The organism is Paractinoplanes atraurantiacus, assembly GCF_900215205.1.
GTDB lineage: Bacteria > Actinomycetota > Actinomycetes > Mycobacteriales > Micromonosporaceae > Actinoplanes > Actinoplanes atraurantiacus.
In genome coordinates this window covers 1-19,579 of the sequence record NZ_OBDY01000025.1, presented here as the reverse complement: position 1 = coordinate 19,579, position 19,579 = coordinate 1, and the positions used below count along the sequence as shown (strand labels likewise).

Here is a 19,579-nt window from a genome sequence, read left to right as displayed (position 1 = left end):
CTACAGCCCTAGACCGCGGGCGATCAGCATGCGCTGGACCTCGGAGGTGCCCTCGCCGATCTCCAGGATCTTGGCGTCGCGGTAGAAGCGGCCGACGGCCGACTCGTTCATGAAGCCGTAACCGCCGTGCACCTGGGTCGCCCAGCGGCTGTTCTCCATGGCCGCGTTGCTGGCGTTCAGCTTGGCGATCGCCGCGTAGCGCTTGAAGTCGTCGCCGGCGAGCATCCGGGACGCGGCGTCGTAGTAGCCGAGCCGGGCCGTGTGTGCGCGCAGCTCCATGTCGGCGATCATGAACTGGACGGCCTGGTAGTTGCCGATCGTCTGGCCGAAGGCGGTGCGCTGGTTGGCGTATTTCACCGACTCGTCGACGCAGCCCTGCGCGAGCCCGACCGAGAGCGCGGCGATGGCGATGCGGCCCTCGTCGAGGATGCGCAGGAACTGGGCGAAACCACGACCTCGCTCGCCGAGCAGGTTGCCGGCGGGGACCCGTACGTCATCGAAGGAAAGCTCGTGGGTGTCCGACGCGCACCAGCCGACCTTGGAGTAGCCGGGCGCCACGGTGAAGCCGGGTGTGCCCGACGGCACGATGATCGTGGACAGCTCCTTCGAGCCGTCCGGGTTGACCCCGGTCACGGCCATGACGGTGACCAGGCAGGTGATGTCGGTGCCGGAGTTCGTGATGAACGCCTTGGTCCCGTTGATCACCCACTCGTTCGTCGTCTCGTCGAGCACGGCCCGGGTCGTCGTGCCGGCGGCGTCGGAGCCGGTGCCGGGCTCGGTGAGGCCGAAACCGGCCAGCGCCTCACCGGTGGCCAGGCGCGGCAGCCACTGCTCCTTCTGCTCGGCGGTGCCGAAGCGGTAGATCGGCATGGCGCCGAGCGAGACCGCCGCCTCGAGCGTGACCGCGACCGAGCTGTCCACTCTGGCCAGTTCCTCCAGGGCGATGCAGAGCGCGAAGTAGTCGCCGCCCATGCCGCCGAACTCCTCGGGGAAGGGCAGGCCGAACAGGCCCATCTTGCCCATCTGGCGCACCAGGTCGTACGGGAAGGTCTTGTGCTCGTAGTGGTCGGCGATGACCGGCGCGACCTGTTCCACGGCGAAGTCCCGGACGCTGGCGCGCAGCGCCTCCTGCTCCTCGCCGAGCCGGAAGTCCACCATGGCGTGCTCCTTCAGGGTTCAGACGGGCGTGACGCCGTGCCGGCGCCGGGCGAAGCCGCGATCTTTGCCGCGCGCGGCGCGGTAGCGGCGGACGAGCTCGTCGCGCAGGTCGCCCGGCTCGACGACGGTGTCCACGACCAGCTCACTGGCCAGCCGCATGATGTCGATGTCCTGCTCGTACTCGGCGCGGCGCTCGGCCACGAAGGCGGCCCGCTCCTCGTCGGTCGGCAGGGCGGCGATCTTGTTGGCGTAGACCGCGTTCACCGCGGCCTCCGCGCCCATCACCGCGATCTTGGCGGTGGGCAGGGCGATCGTGGCCTCGGGATCGAAGCCGGGGCCGGCCATCGCGTACAGCCCGGCGCCGTAGGCCTTGCGGACCACCACGCAGATCTTCGGCACCGTGGCCTCGGAGATCGCGGTGACCATCTTGGCCCCGTGCCGGATGATGCCCTGTTTCTCGACCGCGGAGCCGACCATGAAGCCGGGCACGTCGCAGAGGAAGAGCAGCGGGACGTTGAAGGCGTCGCAGAGCTGCACGAACCGGCTCGCCTTGTCGGCCGAGTCTGGGAAGAGCACGCCGCCCTTGAACATCGAGTTGTTGCCGACGACGCCGATCACCTCGCCGTCGAGCCGGGCGAAGCCGATCGTGAGCTCCTTGGCCCACAGGGCCTGGATCTCGAAGAACGAACCCTCGTCGACCAGGCCTTTGACGTACCGCCGCATGTCGAAGGCCTGGCGCTCGCTCTCCGGGACCATGGCGGCGAGGTCGGCGCCGTTCGCGCTCTTCGGCTCGGCCGCGGGTGGGCGCTGCTCCCAGTTGGAGGGCATGAAGGAGAGGTACGTCCGTACGACGTCGAGCGCGTCCTGCTCGGTCTTGCAGAGGAAGTGGCCGACGCCGGACTCGGTGCAGTGCACCTTGGCCCCGCCCATCGCCTCGAGCGTCGTCTTCTCCCCGGTGACCATCTCGACCATGCGGTCGGAGCCCAGATACATGCTCGCGTTGCCCTCGACCATGGCGACGACATCGCAGAAGGCCGGCATGTACGCCCCACCGGCCGCCGACGGGCCGAACAGCGCGCACGCCTGCGGGATCGCGCCGGACGCGCGGACCTGGGTGTGGAAGATCTTGCCGGCGCCGCGGCGGCCCGGGAACAGGTCGACCTGGTCGGTGATGCGGGCGCCGGCCGAGTCGACCAGATAGATCATCGGTACGCCGTACTCCACGGCCCGCTCGATGATGCGGATGATCTTTTCGACCGTGCGGGCGCCCCAGGAGCCGGCCTTGACCGTGGAGTCGTTCGCCATCAGGCAGACGTCGCGGCCGTCGAGCCGCGCCACTCCGGTGATCACGCCGTCGGCCGGCAGTCCGTCGGCCAGGCTGTTGGCGTAGAGCCCGTCCTCGACGAAGGAGCCCTCGTCGACCAGCAACGCGATGCGCTCGCGGGCGAACAGCTTGCCCTTGGCCGCGTTGGCCGCGTGGTAGCGCTCGGCGCCACCGGCCAGCACGCGTTTGCGCGTCTGCGCGAGCTCGTCCACCAGGCCCCCTAGCCGAAAGATCGGACTGAACGATCGTTAGGTTTAACGACCGTTAGGGTAGCTCACCTGTCAAGGTCACGGCAACGACGGACGGGAGCCCCCGCCGGCTGCGGAGACTCCCGTCCGTTTCACTGCTCCGGCGCCGTGGAGGGACACCGGTTCATGCTCGACGCCTCCTGGCGTCGTCGGGTCGCACCCGGGACCGGCGCGACCCGGTCTGTGCGGGTGATCAGCGAAGCGTGTTCAGCAGGCCCAGGCCCGTGGCGTCGCCGACGGTCCCGGCCAGGTCGGTCACCGGCGAGCCCTCGGTCATGGCCTTGCGACCACCGGTGGCCTTGGTGTCCGAACCGGTCGCGGCCGGCTTGGTGTAGCCGGCGGCCGGCTCCTCGTCCATGGGCTCCTCGCCCTGGGCGTCCGCGGGCTCCTCGTCCTGGCTGTAGCCCGGCTTGTCACGGTCGTCGTCACCCTTGACGCCGCCGTTGCCCTTGTAGTCGTCCGGGTCCTCGCCCTGCGCGCCACCGAAGTCGTCGTCGTCGCCGTGACCGTGACCCGGCTTGCCGTGGCCGTGGCCGTGGTGACCGTCCCAGTCGCCGTCCCAGTCGTCGCCGCCCCAGAAGCCGCCACGGTCCCGGCCGTCACGGTCGCTGAGGTCGTTGACGCACGCCGCCGACGACTGGGCCGCGCCCAGGATGCCGATCGAGGTGCCGCAGACGTTGATCGGCACGTTGATCGGAACACCGATCTGGGTGCCGTTCAGGATGCCGTTGTTGTCGCCGTTGCTCTGGATGAAGTCGTCGTGGTGACCGGCGCCCTTCTCCAGCTTGTTGACGGAGACCGCGCGGGCGTCCGAGGCGCCGAGGACGGCGACCGAGGTGCCGGACAGGTTCACCGGGAGGCTGATCGGCGCGTACAGCTGGGTGCCGTTGGCGATCCCGTTGTTGTCGCCGTTGCTCTGGATGTCGCCGCCGTTACGACGGACGCTCTCCTTGCGCGAGGCCTTGCCGCTCTCCAGGTTGTTGACGCACAGCGCCCGGCTGTCGGCCGCGCCGAGCAGCGCGATCGAGGTGCCGCAGACGTTGATCGGGACGTCGATCGGCGCGTACAGCTGGGTCCCGTTCAGGATCCCGTTATTGTCGCCGTTCGACTGGATGTCGCCGTCACGGTCACGCCAGCCGTGCTCGGTGGTCCGGCCGCTCTCCTCGAGCTGGTTGACACCGACGCCGGAGGCCTGGGCGTGGCCGGCGACCGCGGCCGCCGTGCCGACGACGTTCACCGGAACGTTGACCGGCAGGTACGCCTGGGTCCCGTTCAGGATGCCGTTGTTGTCCCCGTTGGACTGGACGTTGCGACGGCCGCTCTCGATGTGGTTGACACCGGCGCCGCGCGAGTCGGCCACGCCCAGGATGCCGACCGAGGTGCCGACGACGTTGACCGGGACGCGGACCGGGACGGCGAGCTGGGTGCCGTTGAGGATCCCGTTGTTGTCGCCGTTCGACTGGATGACGTCGGCCTGCGCGGCGGCCGGGGCGAACAGCAGGGCGCCAGCGGCCAGGACGCCGACGCTCAGAGTCTTACGAACCCAAGTCTTCATGAGGAAAGAAATGCCTTTCAAGAATGTTTCGGCAAAATGCATGCGTATTCAATTGGGGCGATGTGTTTCGGGCGCAGCGGTGCCCTGGCTCGGTTTTTCTGACCCTGACTCCGCTTGTCGACATGCGCCCACAAGGCGCTTCGGTGCGGTGCGTGAATCCAGGCGCCGGCGATTCGCCGCTTGTTCGCAAGCGGTTCGGGAATCGGGCCCGGCCGCGGGCACCGAAGCGGTGCCGGCCGGTCGTCGAGCGCCCTGGACTCAGTCAGGTGAGACGGTCGGTGCCTCGGCGTCGTGCTGCCGGGCCTCGACATCGGACGCGATCGCCGCAAGATGGCTGGCCATCGTGCCGCCGGCGATCGCAGCCGGCAGGAAGGCCGCGGAGCCACCTTCCGTCGGTGTCCCCGACCCACTGGTCGGAGTGCCGCTGACGTCCCCGAGACGCAGCCGCAGAACAGCGGCCGGCTCGTCACCGCCGGGCGTGCTTTCCTCCCCGGCCCGCTCCGGCGCCACGACCTTCGCCGCCTGAGCGGCGCGGGCGTGGTGGTGGTGCCGGTGAGCCAGTGGTGCGGAGGAGACCTTGCGGTGCTTGACCGGTACGGCGGCGTGGTGGCCGGCGACCGGGGCCCGCGAGGCCTTGGTGATCGTGACAGGGCTCGCCGGGCCGGCATCGGCCGGCTCGTCGTCCGGCTGCTGCTTCAGCGGCCGGTCGGTCTCCGTGGGCTCCTGGCGATCGTCGTCCGGATCCACGGTCTCGGTGACAGCGTCGGTCACCGCGGTGAGCCGCTGCGGGGTCTCCGGGCCGCCGATGAGGCGGATTGTGCCGGTGACGTCCGAGAGGACCTGGTCGACGTCGCTCACGGCGGCGTCCACCGGGGTCCCGGTGTTGTCGTCCCTGACCTCGTCGACAGTCTCCGCCGGATGGGAGAGAACCCGCTGGGGAACGTCGAGGATGTCGGTCAGGTGTCGCTCATGGTCCGGTCGTTCCGCCTCCAGCGGCTGGACAGCCGCCTGCAGGAGACCGGTGACCGGAGCTGTGGTGTCGGCGCCGATGACGGAGCCGAGCAACGAGCCGTCCGGCCCGTCGACCCGGTCCGCGGCATGTGCGGCGGCACCGGTGAGCAGCCAGGCCGCACCGGCCAGGCCGCCGACGACGAGGACTCGCAGGCCCCACCGGGAACCGGTGTGCCGGCGTGCGCGGCCCTCCGAACGCCACTCCGCCCCCTGGATGTGAGGCGGCACGGGCGTGGAGTCGCCGGTGGGCGGCACGATCGGAAGGTGCGCCGTGCGCGTACGCCCGACCCCCAGTCCCGTCATGTTCCGCCCCTCGTCGTTTCGACTCGAACCGGTGGCGGATCCGCCGTATTCGGCGATATCGGCCACTCGGTATTGGTAACGAAACGACGGGACAGCGGTCACGCGGGCAAATCGGAAAAATGATCGCGGCCCGCTGCGGGGGAAATCACACCAATCTCGTTCGTGGCCCCGCGCGTAGAACACCCGACGGCAGGGTACGGCCGAGCAGTTTCTCGGCCTCCCCGGCGACCTCGATCAGCCGGTCCAGGTCGATTCCGGTGTCGATGCCCATGTCGTGGAGCATGTGGACGACCTCCTCGGTCGCCACGTTTCCCGAGGCGCCGGGCGCATAAGGACAGCCGCCGATCCCGCCCACGCTGGCGTCGAACTCGGTCACCCCCAGCTCGAGGGCCGTGAGGATGTTGGCCAACCCCGTACCTCTGGTGTTGTGGAAATGCAGAAGGTCGGGACGGACGGCCGAAAGAAGATCACGGACCCGGCGGGGAGTCGCCATGCCGGTCGTGTCGCCGAACGCGATCCGGTCGGCGCCGTCGGCCCGGACCCGGGACACGATGCCGGCCACCCGGTCGGGATCGATGTCGCCCTCGAACGGGCAGCCGAAGCTGGTCGCCACGATCACCTCGACCGTCGCGCCGGCCTCGTGGATCAGCGGGACGAGCGAGGCGATGTCGTCGAGCGACTCGCCGGTCGAGCGGTTGAGGTTGCGCCGGTTGTGAGTGTCCGAGGCGGACACGACGACCTCGATCTCACGGAAGCCGGCCGCGAGGGCCCGTTGCGCGCCGCGCGTGTTCGGGATCAGCGCCGAGTAGCGGATCTCCGGATGCTTCCTGGCCCGCGACCAGACCTCGTCGGCGTCGGCCATCTGCGGGATGGCCTTGGGATGCACGAAGGAGACGGCCTCGATCCGCCGGACGCCCGTCTCGCTCAGCGCGTCGATCAGCGCGACCTTGGCGTCGGTCGGGATGGGCTCCTCGTTCTGGAGTCCATCCCGCGGCGCGACCTCTCGGATGCTCACGGACGTCATCGGCGGATCACCTCATTCGGGACACGATGCCGGTGTCGTAGTCGCCGGACAGGAACTCCGGGTTGTCCAGGAGCTCGGTGAAGAACGGCAGGTTGTTCTTGGGGCCGGCGATCTGGAAATCGGCGACCGCTTTTCGGGCGCGCGCGATCGCCTCGGCCCGGTCGGAGCCGACCACGATGAGCTTGGCCATGAGCGAGTCGTAGTGCTGGGTGACCGCCGTGCCCTCGGCGTAGCCGGAGTCGACGCGGACACCGTCACCGGACGGCTCGACCCAGGTGGTGATCTGGCCCGGGCCGGGGAAGAAGCGTTTCGGGTCCTCGGCGTTGACGCGGAACTCGATCGCGTGACCGCTGGTTTCCCGGGGGATCTCGACCGCCTCACCGGAGGCTATCCGCAGCTGCTCCTCGACCAGGTCGATGCCGTGGATGATCTCGGTGATCGGGTGCTCGACCTGCAGGCGCGTGTTCATCTCGAGGAAGAAGAACTCCCCGGTGGCGGGGTCGAGCAGGCACTCGACAGTGCCCGCGTTGCGGTAGCCGACCGCCTCGCCGGCCCGCACCGCGGCGGCCAGGAAACGCTCGCGCAGCTCGGGCGAGACGGCCGGGCTGGGCGTCTCCTCCACCAGTTTCTGGTTGCGGCGCTGCACCGAGCACTCGCGCTCGGACAGGGCGATCACCCGGCCGTCGGCCAGGCCGAGGATCTGCACCTCGACGTGGCGCACCCGGGGGAAGTAGCGCTCGATCAGCACCGAGCCGTCGCCGAACATGCGCTCGGCGAAGCCGCGCACCTTGGCGTACTCGGCGCGCAGGGCCTTCTCGTCGTCGGCGACCGCCATGCCCATGCCGCCACCGCCGGCGGCAGCCTTGACCATCACCGGGTAGCCGATCTCGGCGGCGGCCTCGACCGCGGCGTCCACAGTGGCCGCCGGATCGTGCGAGCCCGGAGCGACCGGCACGCCGGCCGCGGCCATGATGTTGCGCGCGTTGATCTTGTCGCCCATCGCGGCGATCGCCTCGGGACCGGGGCCGACCCAGATCAGGCCATTGGCCTCGACCGCGCGGGCGAAGTCGGCGTTTTCGCTGAGGAAGCCGTAGCCCGGGTGGATCGCCTGAGCGCCGGTGGATTTCGCGGCGGCCAGGATGGCCTCGGCGTTGCGGTAGCTCTGGGCCGGGTTGGCCGGGCCGACACAGACCGCCTCGTCGGCCTCGAGCACGAACGGCATGCCGGCGTCGGCCTCGGAGTGCACCACGATCGTGCGGATGCCGAGCCGCCGCGCGGTCCGGACGATCCGCCGGGCGATCTCCCCCCGGTTCGCGACGAGCAGCGACTCGATCATCAGTGCCCCGTCAGCGCGTGGATCGTGGCCTCGCGCAGCAGCGCGGCCCGGCGGCGCCGGTCGACCTCGCCGCCCAGGAACGGCGTCGAGTTCATCAGGCCGAACGCCGCGTGGGCGAGCACCCGGGCCTCGGACGCGTCGAGCTCGGGCCGCAGCTTGCTCAGCACGGCCACCCACTCCTCGACGTAGAGCCGCTGGAGCCGGCGGATCTGGCGCCGCGGCTCCTCGGGCAGGCGGTCGAGCTCGTGCAGGTGCAGCGCGATCACGGCCGGGTTGGCCAGGGCGAACTCGACGTGGAAGTCGATCAGATCGGCAAGCGCGGCACTGGCGTCGCCGGGGTGCAGCGCGACGCGGGCCTCGCCGCCGTGCAGCAGGCCCTCGCTCACCGGGATGAGCGCCGCCACGAGCATCGCCTCTTTGCCGGCGAAGTGGTGATAGAGCGCCGGGCCGGTGACACCGGCCGCCGAGCCGATGTCGTCCATCGAGACACCGTGATACCCACGGGCCGCGAAGAGGCCGACCGCGATCTCCAGGATCTCGTCGCGCCGCGACCGCCGCCGGGGCGCGGGCGGCCCCGGGCGCTGCTGCTGATCAACCGTTGTCACGAGGTCACTCTAACCCTCTGTCAAGCCGAATGCTTAACGTGCGTTAAGGAGTCTACTCATCGGTAGGGTTTCGCGCCTCCCCCAGCATGTTCTCGATCGTGGCGGCGTCCTCCTCGGCGCCGATCGACCGCAGACGCTCCGGCAACTCCTCCAGCCGGTACACCGCCTCGGCATGCCGGCCCCGGGCCATCAACAGGCCGGCGGCCTCACGGGCCACCATCGAACGCTGCCAGATCGCGTTCGGCTCGGCCGCCAACTCGGGCGGAAGCTCGGCGTAGAGCTTCTCGGCCCGGTCGGCCTCGGCCAGGCCGGCCGGCGCGTCGTCCGCGTAGTGCAACGCGCTCACCCGCCGGCGCAGCACGCGCAGCTCCCCGATCAGGTCGCCGGCCTCGTGCAGCGCGGCGGCCGCGGCCTCGAAGGTCTGCGCCGCCTCGGCGTCGCGGTCGAGGTCGTAGAGCAGCCCGCCCGCCTGCTCGCCGACCTGGCCACGCCCGGCCGGGTTGCCGGCCAGGCTCTCGATCAGCGTGCGGTAGAGAGCGAGGGCCCCGTGGTTGTCGCCGATCTCGCGATAGAGCCCGGCGAGCAGGAAGCGGACGTCGTCGGCCGGGGCGTCGAGGCCGAGCCGCTCGAAGCGCAGCAGAGCCTCCTCGGCCACCTCGGCCGCCTCGACCGGGCGGCCCGACTCCTTGTAGGCGATGGCGAGGTCCTGCCGGACGAAGGCGCCGCCCTGCTCCTCGTCCTGCTCGGCGCAGAGAGCGACGGCCTCGACCAGCTCGGGAACGGCCTCGGCGGCCCGGTCGAGGTGGAGCAGCGCCCGGCCGCGACCGGCCCGGGCCATCAGCGCCACCTCGGGCCGGCCGTCGGCCAGGAGCACCTCACCGAAGGCCTCGGCCACCTGCTCGAGGTCGGTGGCGAGGTCGGCGACCATCAGCGCGGCCTCGGCCGTGCGCGACGCCGGGCCGTGCTCCCGGTAGAAGTCACGCGCCCACATCACCGCGGCGAGAGCCTGCTCGCGGCGGTCGGGGCCCGTCGCCGCGTCGCCCTGTCCCGCGTCGCCCTGCGGCGCGTCGTCCTGTGCCGGCTGGCCCTGGGCCGACGCGGCGGCCATGAGGATGCGGGCGCGCCAGACCGCGTGGACCGCTCGATGCCGGGGCAGGTCGGCGGCCCGGGCGAACTCGTCGGCCCGGTCGAGGCTCTGGCCGGCGGCGGCGAAGTCGTCGGTCGTGAACTGCGCGATGGCCAGGCGCGACCAGGCGCTCGACCGGCGGCGGTCGTCGCCGTGATCGGTCATGTGCGCCACCTCGGCCCGCACCAGGGCGAGGCCCTCGCCGACCCGGCCGGTCAGGCAGTAGAGGATGCCGAGGCGACCACCGGTCGCGGCCGCACGCTCGGCCGCGCCGGCCTCGGTCAGCAGGTCGATCGCGCGGCGCCAGGTGCGCTCGACGGCCTCCGGGTCCTCGCGCCAGTCGACGGCCGCGCCCTCGAGCGCGGCCCGCCGGCCCGCCTCCTCGCCGCTGGGCTCGGGGAACCGCCGGTCGAACTCGGCCAGCGTCGCCGCCGTGGCCTCGTCGCGGTCGTCGCCGGCATGCTCCTCGGCCAGGTCGAGCAGCTCAGCCGCACTCAAACCAGCGGGAATATCGGAGATGTCGGCTTTGGCAGGCGAGGTGGGTGAGGCGGAGGCAACCGAGGCAGGCGCAGCCGAGGCGGAGGCAGCCGAGGCCGCCGTGGTCCGTTGGGTCGGTGACAAAGTCAGCTCGACGCCGAACGGCTCTCGGGCCAGCCACTCGGCGATGCGCTCGCTCTGGGCCGTCGTGCCGTTGCGGGCGTCGAACCGGGCGGCCAACTCGGTCGCCTGCGCCGTCAGCTCGGTGGCGAGCTCGGCGGCGGTGGTGTCGGGACGGTCGGCACGGCGCACGACGGCATCGCCGTGGCCCAGCTCGGTGACGCGACGCAACAGGTGACCGCCAGCCGCGGCGAACTCCATCGCCGCCGACGGCGAGGGCGCCTTGTCGAGCCAGTCGATATGCCGCTGGAGGATCTCGAGGCCGCGGTGCTCGTTGCCGGTGCGGGAGCAGAACGTGATGTGGCCGGCGACGTCGGCCATGTCGGCCAGGTTGGACCGCTGGAGGCGGTACGACCGGCGGTGCGCGTCGGCCGCGTCGGACTCCCGGCCCGTCATCAGATAAGGAACCATCAGCTCCTCGAGGATCGCCTGCGGCTGCTCGGTGCAGTTGAGCGTGCCCTCGAGCACCGGGTGGGCGTGCTCGACCGCCTCGGCGAACCGGCCGCGGGTGGAGAGATGCGCCGCCACGTCGGTGGGGTCGCAGCCGACGCAGTCGGAGAGGCTGTCGCGCGGTGTGGCCTGCCACTTCTCGTACCAGGAGTCGGCCTCGTCGCGCAGGCCCACGTGGTCGGCCACCACATAGCGGTATTTGTAGAGCGCGCCCAGCCCGCGGCCGAACTCACGGTAGCGCCGCTCCATGTCGTCGAGCACCGCGTACGTGCGGGCCAGCGGCACCTCGGGGAACTTGGTGAGCGCGTTGACCATGGCCTTGAAGAGCCAGAGCAGGTTGTGCTGGGCGCGCTGGTGGTACGGCTGCGGATTGCGGTCGAAATCGCCGATGCACCAGGAGAAGGTGACGAAGGCCTTGGCCGGCTCGCCCCCGTAGATGTAGGCGTTGCTGGCGATCATGCGGGTGACGAAGGCCAGCTGCGGATCGTTCACCGCGTCGACGTGGCGCAGGATCTGCTCGACCATCGCGATCTGCGCGGCGCCGTACGGCATGTCGTCGGCCTGGGCGACCAGTTCCCAGAGTTCCTCGGCGGTCTTCATCAGGCGTCCTTCTCCCCCGGGACGGCCCGCTCCAGCAGGCCCAGGAACGACGTGGTCAGCAGCGCGGCGTCGGCCGGCTTGATCGGGTGATGGCCCAGCATGAGCGCCTGGCCGTAGAGCGACTCGACGGCGAGGCCGATCAGCTCGGGGTCGGCGAGGGCGGTCACCCGCCGCACCAACGGGTTGCGGTGGTTGAGCACCAACTGTGGACGGTCGGGGGGCGCGGTGTGGGCGAGCGCGTCGAGCACCCCGCCCCACAGGTCGTCGGCGCGGTCGCGGCCGGTGGTGAACTCCTCGTGGAACGCGGCCGAGCGGCTCACCAGATAGAGCGCGGGGAGGGTGGCCGGGTCGAACGCGCGGACCTGGACCTCGCAGCCGAGCCGGTCGAGGCGGCGCTGGGCGGCGGTGAGGAACGGGCGCAGCCGCAGCTCGGTCTCGGTGTCGACGGCGGTGAACCGGGTGGCCAGGTCGGACGGCTCGAGCCGCTCGACCCGCACGTCGGCGTCCACTGTGGCCAGCCGCCGGATGAGGTCGGCGTCGTAGACGTAGCCACCGTTGATCAGGGCCACCTCCTGGGCGGCGGCGACGGCGGCGAGCTGGCGGAACTCGTCGGTGGTGGCCGCGTAGCGGATCACGCCGTACCGCTCGCGGAACTCGGCCAGCGTCAGCCGGCCCATGTTGGTCTCCATGGCGAACCACTGCTCGACCAGGCGCAGCATCTCGTCGTCGTGCAGGGCGAGAGCCTTGACGCCGAGGTGGTGAACCTCGAGGAACTGGGCGAGCTTGCGCGGATCGGTGGCGGCCAGCCGCACCAGCCAGCCGCGCAGCTGGTCGGCGATCGCGTCGCGGGTGTCGGCGAGCAGCCCGTCGTCGTAGAGCGCCTCGCGGCTCGCGGTGGGACGAAGCTCGGTGCTGTCGACCACGCAACGGGCGAAGAACGCCCACTCCGGCAGCAGGCCCTCGACGCTCTCGGAGAGCAGCATGCGCTTGAGATAGACGCGGTGACCACCGCGGGTGGCCGGGTTGACCGGGGTCGGCAGGATGAAGGCGACGCCGGTCAGGCCGGCCTCGGGGACCTTGAGCTCGACGGCGTCGAAAGGGCGGAACCCGAAGACCTTTTCCCCGTACGCGGCCAGCGCCGCGTCACTGTTCTCCCAGGGCACCGAGCCGGTGGTCACCCGCTCGCCGTCCACTTCGACCCGCACGGGCAGCAGGGAGCCGTAGAGCTCGGCCAGCTCGCGTACGGACGTACTGCTCAATAAGTGCTCGGAGCCGCGGCGCGGCAGCAGGGTGACCGTCGTCCCCGGCTCGCGGTCGTCGCCGGCGCGGACGTCGTAGCGTCCGTCGGAATATCCCGTCCACAGCACGGGCTCGGCGCCGGCCCGCCGGGTGTGCACCCGGATCTCGTCGGCGACCAGGAAGCACGAGAGCAGGCCGATGCCGAACTGGCCGAGGAACTCGTGGCGGGCGAAGCCGAGCTCGTCGCGTTTCGAGCTGCGGCCGATGGTGGCCAGCAGCTCGTGCACCTGGGCCTCGGTGAGCCCGATGCCGTTGTCGGCGACGCGCAGCCCGTGGTCGCCGGTCGTCATGGTCACCGACCCGGCCGCGAGGTCACCGGTGGCGGTGATCGCATCGACCGCGTTCTGCAGCAGCTCGCGGACGTAGACGCGTGGGCTCGCGTAGAGGTGGTGACTGAGCAGGTCGACGATGCCCCGGAGATCGACCTGGAACGTGTTGCTCACGGCGGACAAGGTACCGCCACCCACCGACAAGAACGGGGCGGTTTTTCAGGCCGCCCCGATCTTTGTCAGCTCAGGCCGCCCGGCTCCGAGCCCTTCGCGATGGGCGCCCGCACCAGATTGCCCCACTCGGTCCAGGAACCGTCGTAGTTGCGGACCTGCGGGTAGCCGAGCAGGTGGTGCAGCACGAACCAGGTGTGGCTCGACCGCTCACCGATCCGGCAGTAGGCGATGATGTCGTCGCTCGAGTCGAGCCCGAGCTCGTCCTGGTAGATCTTGGTCAGCTCGTCGGCCGGCTTGAAGGTGCCGTCCTCGTTCGCCGCCGACTTCCACGGCTTGCTGACCGCGCCGGGGATGTGCCCGCCGCGCAGCGCGCCCTCCTGCGGGTAGGCCTCCATGTGGGTCAGCTCGCCCGTGTATTCCTGCGGGGAGCGCACGTCGACCAGCGGGCGCCCGCTGCTGATGTGGGCCATGACCTGGTCGCGGAAGGCGCGGATCTCGGCGTCGTTGCGCACCGGCACCGGATAGTCGGCGGCCGGGCGCTCGGTGCGGTCGCGGGTCAGCGGACGGCCCTCGGCCGCCCATTTCTGCCGGCCGCCGTCGAGCAGGCGGACGTCGCGGTGGCCGAAGAGGCTGAAGACCCAGAGGGCGTACGACGCCCACCAGTTGAAGTTGTCGCCGTAGAAGACGACCGTGTCGTCGCGGCCGATGCCCTTGGCCTCGCAGAGGGCGGCGAAGGCGGCCGGGTCGAGGTAGTCGCGGGTGAGCTGGTCGTTGAGCTCGAGATGCCAGTCGACCTTGACAGCGCCGGGGATGTGCCCGGTGTCGTAGAGAAGCACGTCCTCGTCCGACTCGACCACCACCAGGCCCGGGGTGTCGAGGTGGGCGGCGAGCCACTCGGTGGTGACGAGCTTGTCGGGGTGGGCGTACGCCTGAAGCGCCGGCGCCGGATCGTTCGCAACGGACATGGTTGTCACGCTAGTCCTTCGTCAGGCCGCGATGTCGCCTGTCACCGGGCCGAGCTGTGGGCGCTTGGCCACAACCTGGTCGCCCGAGGAGTGCCCGCGCAGGTGCCGGCCGACCCAGGGCGCCAGATGCTCGCGGGCCCAGCGCAGGTCGGCGCCCCGGGCCAGCAGCCACGGCGTGGGCTCGGGGTTCGGCGGCACCAGCATCCACTGGTCGTCGCAGCCGACGCCGAGCGCGTTCAGCACGTGACCGGCGACACGGCGGTGACCGGCCGGCGAGAGGTGAAGCCGGTCCGGCGCCCACATGTGCGGGTGACGGAAGGCGTCGTCGGCGAAGAGGTCGATGACGTACGCGCCGTATTTCTCACCGAGCGCCCGGGCGCCGTCGTTGAGCACGGCGGCGCGGCGGCCGAGCATGGCCGGCAGGTTGACGGTCACGTCGGCGAAGCGGAAGAGAATCATGTCGGCGCCCGTGGCACGCACGCTCGCCACCACCGACTCCATGCGATCGACCAGCGCGTACGGGTCCACACGGGGCCGCAGCGAGTCGTTGCCGCCGGCCGCGAAGCTCACCAGCCCGGGCTTCATGGCCAGCGCCGGCTCGAGCTGCTCGTCGACGATCTGGCCGAGCAGCTTGCCACGGACCGCCAGATTGGCGTAGCCGAAGTCCGGTCCCGCGTCGACGGCCATGCGGGCGGCCACTAGGTCGGCCCAGCCCCGGAAACTCCCGTCCGGATAAGCGTCGTTCAGCCCCTCGGTGAAGCTGTCCCCCATTGCCACGAAGCTCTTCCAGGCCATCACGCGGCCCCCCTTAACGCGCCCTAAAGTTTGCTCGTGGAGAACACATTTCCACCGAAGCAAGGCTGTCGGTAGCGTGACGATGGCGACACGGATTAAAGCGGTGGTCCCCGACCGGCCGGGGTATCTACGCTGCTCCGCATGCTTCTGCGAATGTCCACCTTGCTGCTTCGCACCCTTCGTGAGGAGCCGGCCGAGGCCGAGGTGCCGAGTCATCGGCTGCTGCTGCGCGCCGGCTACATCCGCCGCGCCGCCCCGGGTGGATATACGTGGCTGCCGCTCGGCAAGCTCGTCCTCGACCGGGTGGCCGCGGTCGTCCGGGCCGAGATGGAGGCGATCGGAGCGCAGGAGGTGTCGTTCCCCGCGCTGCTACCCCGCGAGCCGTACGAGACGACCAACCGCTGGACCGACTACGGCGACGACATCTTCACGCTCAAGGACCGGCGCGGCGCCGACTACCTGCTCGCGCCCACCCACGAGGAGATGTTCACCCTGCTCGTGCAGGACATGACCAGCTCCTACCGCGACTTCCCGCTGCTGCTGTTCCAGATCCAGACGAAATACCGCGACGAGGCCCGTCCCCGGGCCGGGCTGCTGCGCGGCCGCGAGTTCCTGATGAAAGACGCGTATTCGTTCTCGCTCACCGACGACGCGCTGGCCGCGACCTACGCCGAGGTCCGCCGGGCCTATCAGCGCACGTTCGCGCGTCTCGGGCTGGAGCACACGATCGTCTCGGCGGTGTCGGGCGCCATGGGCGGCTCCGCCTCCGAGGAGTTCCTGGCCGCCAGCGAGGTGGGCGAGGACACGTTCGTCGGCTGCACGTCCTGCTCGTACGCGGCCAACACCGAGGCGGTAATCACACCCGCTCCGGTTCCTGTCTCGCGTGAGCTGGAACACCTCTCGGTGCACGACACCCCCGATACGCCGACGATCGCCTCGCTCGTCGACCTGGCCAACGCGCGCGCCCTCGACGGCCGCGCCGACTGGACGGCCGCCGACACACTGAAGAACGTCGTGGTCACCGTCCACCGGCCCGGCGCTGAGGACGAGTTGCTGGTGATTGGCGTGCCCGGCGACCGCGAGGTGGACATGAAGCGGCTCGACGCCGCGCTGGCGCCGGCCACGGCCACCCTCTTCGACGACTTCGCGGCCCGGCCCGACCTGGTCAAGGGTTACATCGGCCCGCAGGGCATCAAGGTGCGCTACCTCGCCGACCCGCGGGTGGCACCGGGCACCGCCTGGCTCACCGGGGCCAACGAGCCCGGCCGGCACGCGATCAACGTGGTCGCCGGCCGCGACTTCACCGTCGACGGCACGATCGAGGCGGCCGAGGTGCGCGCCGGCGATCAGTGCCCGGCCTGCGACGGCGGCTCGCTCACGATCCGCCGCGGCATCGAGATCGCGCACATCTTCCAGCTCGGCCGCCGCTACACCGAGGCCTTCCAGGTCGACGTGCTCGGCGTCGACGGCAAGCCGGTCCGGCCGACCATGGGCTCGTACGGCATCGGGGTGTCGCGCGCGGTGGCCGCGATCGCCGAGCAGCACCACGACGAGCGGGGCCTGCTCTGGCCGGACGAGGTGGCCCCGGCCGACGTCCACATCGTGGCCGCCGGCAAGGACGGCCAGATCGAGGCGGCGCTGTCGCTCGGGGCCGCGCTGCGAGAGGCGGGTGTACGGGTTCTGGTCGACGACCGGCCGAACGTGTCACCCGGCGTGAAGTTCACCGACGCCGAGCTCATCGGCATTCCCCGCTCGGTCGTTGTCGGCCGCCGGCTCGCCGACGGATTCGCCGAATTTCGCGATCGCCGCACAGGCGCCCGCGAAGAGGTGCCGATCACGGACATACCGCGTGTAATCACGTCGGCACTCGGGTAACTCCATTCACAACATGGGAGGTGTGCGCATGGCGAGGCCGTCGGTCGCTGATGTCATGACCCGGCAGGTCGTCTACCTGCCGGAAGCGACGATGCTGGACGAGGCCGCCCAGGTGATGCGCGACCGCGCCATCGGCGACGTCGTGGTCACCCGCGGTCCGACGATGGTCGGTGTGGTCACCGACCGGGACATAGTGGTGCGCGCGATCGCCGAAAATCTGCCGGTCAAGACGACGTCACTCGGCGACATCACCTCGCACGAGCTGATCATGGTGGAGCAGTCGGCCACCGTGGACGAGGCCGTGCAGGCGATGCGCGAGCGCGGCGTCCGCCGGCTGCTGGTCTGCGACGCCGACCGCAAGGTGGTCGGCATCATCAGCCTGAGCGATGTGGCGCTTCTCCCGACGTCCGCGCCGGCCTGAGTAAGGTCACTTCGTGACCGACATGCCAGTAAAGCTCGCCGAGATCGTCGACGAGTTCGCCTCGGCGCCGCGCGACGTGGTGCTCGAGATGCTGCTCGAGTTCGCCGACTCCATGCCGCCGCTCCCGGCCGACCTGGCCGGGCACGACGGCATGGAGCAGGTGCCCGAGTGCCAGACGCAGTTCTTCCTCAAGGCGACGGTGCAGCCGGACGACACCGTGGTCACCTGGTTCGACTGCCCGCCCGAGGCGCCGACCACGCGGGCCTTCGCCGGCATCCTGGCCGAGGGCCTGGCGGGCGCGACGACCGCCGAGATCCTGGCCGTCCCCGACGACCTCTACGCGCGGATGGGCCTGGCCCAGGCGATCAGCCCGCTGCGCATCCGCGGCGGCTCGGCGATCCTGGCCCGGCTCAAGCGGCAGATCACCGCCCAGGTCGCGGCACGTTAGGGTTCCGTCTCGTGGATATTCAGGTCTGGTCCGACGTCGTCTGCCCGTGGTGCTACCTCGGCCGTCACCGCCTCGAAAAGGCCCTGGCCGAGCACCCGGGCGACGTCACGGTCACCTACCGCGCGTTCCAGCTCGACCCGGCCCCGGTGCCGGCGCCCCTGCCGATCAAGCAGGCCATGACGGCCAAGTTCGGCGGCGCCGAGCGGGTGGACCAGATGCTCGGCCACGTGACCTCGATCGCGGACGGCGAGGGCATCACGATCGACTACGACCGGGCCGTCGCGGCCAACACGTTCGACAGTCACCGGCTGATCGCGTGGGCCGCCCATCAGGGCCGCCAGACCGAGATGCTCGACGCGCTCCAGCGGGCCCACTTCGCCGAGGGCGTCGACGTCGGCTCGCGCACGGCGCTGGCCGCGGTGGCCGGGTCGATCGGCCTCGACGAGGCGGCCGCCGCCGCCTATCTCGACACCGACGCCGGCACGAGCGCGGTCGAGACCGACCTGACCGAGGCCCGAGAGCTCGGCATCTCAAGCGTTCCGTTCTTCGTGGTGGACGGCAAGTACGCCATCCAGGGCGCACAGGACTCGGCCACGATCCTGTCCGCCCTCGAGGAGATCGCCCGGCGCGAGGCCGTCGACGCCGGCCGATGACGTTCCACGTGAAACGGGATTGAAGCTAGTCGATCGGACGCGCCAGGTCGGCGATCACCTCGGCACCCGGCAGGGCACCTAGGGCCGGGCCGGCGATGGCGATCTTGCTATGCCGTACGCCCGAGCCGACGATCACGTGCGGCGTGGCCGCGACCCGCGCGTCGACCAGAATCGGCCAGCCCGCGGGCAGGCCGATCGGGGTGATGCCGCCGTACTCCATGCCGGTCAGCCGCACCGCGTCGTCCATCGGCGCGAAGCTGGCCTTGCGGGCGTCCAGATAGCGGCGGACCACGCCGTTCACGTCGGCCCGGGTGGTGGCCAGGACGATGCAGGCCGCGTAGCGGGTCACCTCGCCGCGGCGTCCCGCGACGATCACACAGTTGGCCGAGACGTCCAGACCCACGTCGTACGCCTCGCAGAACGCCGCCGTGTCGGCCAGCTCCGGGTCGATCGGGGCGACCAGCACCTGGTCGGCGTCGACCGGGGCATCCTCGGGCCAGACGGCCAGAGCCTTCGACACCGGGGCGGCCAGCAGATCGGGGCGGGACTGGGCGGGTTCGAGCTTCAGGCTTCCCATCACGCCCGCCATCCTCGCTCAATACGCTCCCCGCCTGGTAGTCCTGCCACCCCGGGGTGTCCTACTCCTCAGGCGAGGCCGGATCCTGCCGACTAACAAAGGCTGTGGAGGAACGACGTAGCTCTCGCGTAGGTACCGTCAGCGGCCTGGCTCTGCTGGTCGGCGGTACCGCGATCGCGGCCGCCTCGGGCGGGGGCACACACTCGGTGTTCGCCACGTTCCTGCTCATCCTGCTGACCGCCGGACTGGCCCACTCGCTCACCGTGGAGATCAGGCGGCAGGCCCGCCGGGGCTTCCCGGCCCGCTGGAACCGGTCGGACACGGTCAATGCCGTGCTGCTCGGCGTCTGGGCCGAGCTGGCCCTGATGATGGCGATCTGGCAGACCGGTGCCGAGCGGTACGTAGGGCTCGGACTGGCCGCGGCCTATGCCACCGCCTGCGCGTACTTCGTCACCGAGCGCCGCCGCGCCGCCAAGACCGCGCCGGCTCCCGCAATGGCCGCGCCGGCTCCCGCAATGGCCGCGCCGACTCCCGCAATGGCCGCGGCCGCTGCTCCACCTTCAGCCCAGGCTCCCGATTCGCCCACAGCTCCCCTGCCAGCAACAGCCGCCAACTCGGCGCCGGAACCAGCGTCCCCGTCCCCGTCCCCGTCCCCGTCCCCGTCCCCGTCCCCGTCCCCGTCCCCGTCCCCGTCCCCGTCCCCGTC

The 19,579-nt window shown here is 70.9% G+C and carries 17 protein-coding genes; 5 read left to right on the top strand and 12 right to left on the bottom strand.

Annotated features, from left to right (window positions below):
• From CRP55_RS38150 to CRP55_RS38100, 11 genes are all read right to left on the bottom strand, one after another.
• Positions 1 to 1,155: an acyl-CoA dehydrogenase family protein gene (locus CRP55_RS38150; protein WP_179855512.1), complete on the bottom strand. Its 1,155-nt coding sequence runs from the start codon at positions 1,153 to 1,155 to the stop codon at positions 1 to 3.
• Positions 1,156 to 1,176: 21 nt separating this feature from the next.
• Positions 1,177 to 2,697, bottom strand: coding sequence for an acyl-CoA carboxylase subunit beta (locus tag CRP55_RS38145; protein ID WP_097326874.1), 1,521 nt, complete (start codon positions 2,695 to 2,697; stop codon positions 1,177 to 1,179).
• A 226-nt stretch (positions 2,698 to 2,923) separates the two neighbouring features.
• The gene (locus tag CRP55_RS38140; protein ID WP_179855507.1) at positions 2,924 to 4,285 is read right to left on the bottom strand and encodes a chaplin family protein; all 1,362 of its coding nucleotides are present in this window, start codon (positions 4,283 to 4,285) and stop codon (positions 2,924 to 2,926) included.
• 258 nt (positions 4,286 to 4,543) lie between these two features.
• Complete coding sequence (locus CRP55_RS38135; protein ID WP_143235213.1) at positions 4,544 to 5,599, bottom strand: hypothetical protein; 1,056 nt, start codon at positions 5,597 to 5,599, stop codon at positions 4,544 to 4,546.
• Positions 5,600 to 5,744: 145 nt separating this feature from the next.
• A complete protein-coding gene (locus CRP55_RS38130) occupies positions 5,745 to 6,623 on the bottom strand; it encodes a hydroxymethylglutaryl-CoA lyase (protein ID WP_097326871.1) in 879 nt (292 codons plus the stop codon).
• 7 nt (positions 6,624 to 6,630) lie between these two features.
• Positions 6,631 to 7,959 (bottom strand): acetyl-CoA carboxylase biotin carboxylase subunit, encoded by a 1,329-nt coding sequence (locus CRP55_RS38125; RefSeq protein ID WP_097326870.1) that lies wholly within the window; start codon positions 7,957 to 7,959, stop codon positions 6,631 to 6,633.
• On the bottom strand, positions 7,959 to 8,564 hold the full coding sequence (locus CRP55_RS38120; RefSeq protein ID WP_097326869.1) for a TetR/AcrR family transcriptional regulator: 606 nt from the start codon (positions 8,562 to 8,564) through the stop codon (positions 7,959 to 7,961). Before CRP55_RS38120 ends, CRP55_RS38125 begins: the two co-directional genes overlap by 1 nt.
• Positions 8,565 to 8,616: 52 nt before the next feature.
• The gene (locus CRP55_RS53525; protein ID WP_097326868.1) at positions 8,617 to 11,397 is read right to left on the bottom strand and encodes a hypothetical protein; all 2,781 of its coding nucleotides are present in this window, start codon (positions 11,395 to 11,397) and stop codon (positions 8,617 to 8,619) included.
• Positions 11,397 to 13,139: an HSP90 family protein gene (locus CRP55_RS38110; protein WP_097326986.1), complete on the bottom strand. Its 1,743-nt coding sequence runs from the start codon at positions 13,137 to 13,139 to the stop codon at positions 11,397 to 11,399. Before CRP55_RS38110 ends, CRP55_RS53525 begins: the two co-directional genes overlap by 1 nt.
• Positions 13,140 to 13,204: 65 nt before the next feature.
• Positions 13,205 to 14,104: a sulfurtransferase gene (locus CRP55_RS38105; protein WP_097326867.1), complete on the bottom strand. Its 900-nt coding sequence runs from the start codon at positions 14,102 to 14,104 to the stop codon at positions 13,205 to 13,207.
• Positions 14,105 to 14,125: 21 nt separating this feature from the next.
• Complete coding sequence (locus CRP55_RS38100) at positions 14,126 to 14,899, bottom strand: SGNH/GDSL hydrolase family protein (protein ID WP_097326866.1); 774 nt, start codon at positions 14,897 to 14,899, stop codon at positions 14,126 to 14,128.
• A 141-nt stretch (positions 14,900 to 15,040) separates the two neighbouring features.
• Here CRP55_RS38100 and CRP55_RS38095 point away from each other — a divergent pair, with 141 nt between their 5' ends.
• The 4 genes from CRP55_RS38095 to CRP55_RS38080 are packed head-to-tail and all read left to right on the top strand — an operon-like array spanning position 15,041 to position 18,296.
• A complete protein-coding gene (locus CRP55_RS38095) occupies positions 15,041 to 16,774 on the top strand; it encodes a proline--tRNA ligase (protein ID WP_097326865.1) in 1,734 nt (577 codons plus the stop codon).
• Between the two features lie 28 nt (positions 16,775 to 16,802).
• Entirely contained in the window at positions 16,803 to 17,195 is a 393-nt protein-coding gene (locus CRP55_RS38090) for a CBS domain-containing protein (protein ID WP_097326864.1), read from the top strand.
• 13 nt (positions 17,196 to 17,208) lie between these two features.
• On the top strand, positions 17,209 to 17,643 hold the full coding sequence (locus CRP55_RS38085; protein ID WP_097326863.1) for a SufE family protein: 435 nt from the start codon (positions 17,209 to 17,211) through the stop codon (positions 17,641 to 17,643).
• An 11-nt stretch (positions 17,644 to 17,654) separates the two neighbouring features.
• On the top strand, positions 17,655 to 18,296 hold the full coding sequence (locus CRP55_RS38080; RefSeq protein WP_097326862.1) for a DsbA family oxidoreductase: 642 nt from the start codon (positions 17,655 to 17,657) through the stop codon (positions 18,294 to 18,296).
• A gap of 25 nt (positions 18,297 to 18,321) precedes the next feature.
• Here the strand turns inward: CRP55_RS38080 and CRP55_RS38075 are convergent, their stop codons facing one another.
• A complete protein-coding gene (locus CRP55_RS38075; protein ID WP_097326861.1) occupies positions 18,322 to 18,873 on the bottom strand; it encodes a YbaK/EbsC family protein in 552 nt (183 codons plus the stop codon).
• 104 nt (positions 18,874 to 18,977) lie between these two features.
• Here CRP55_RS38075 and CRP55_RS38070 point away from each other — a divergent pair.
• Positions 18,978 to 19,579: hypothetical protein (locus tag CRP55_RS38070; protein ID WP_179855506.1), on the top strand; the 602-nt coding region annotated here is incomplete at its 3' end.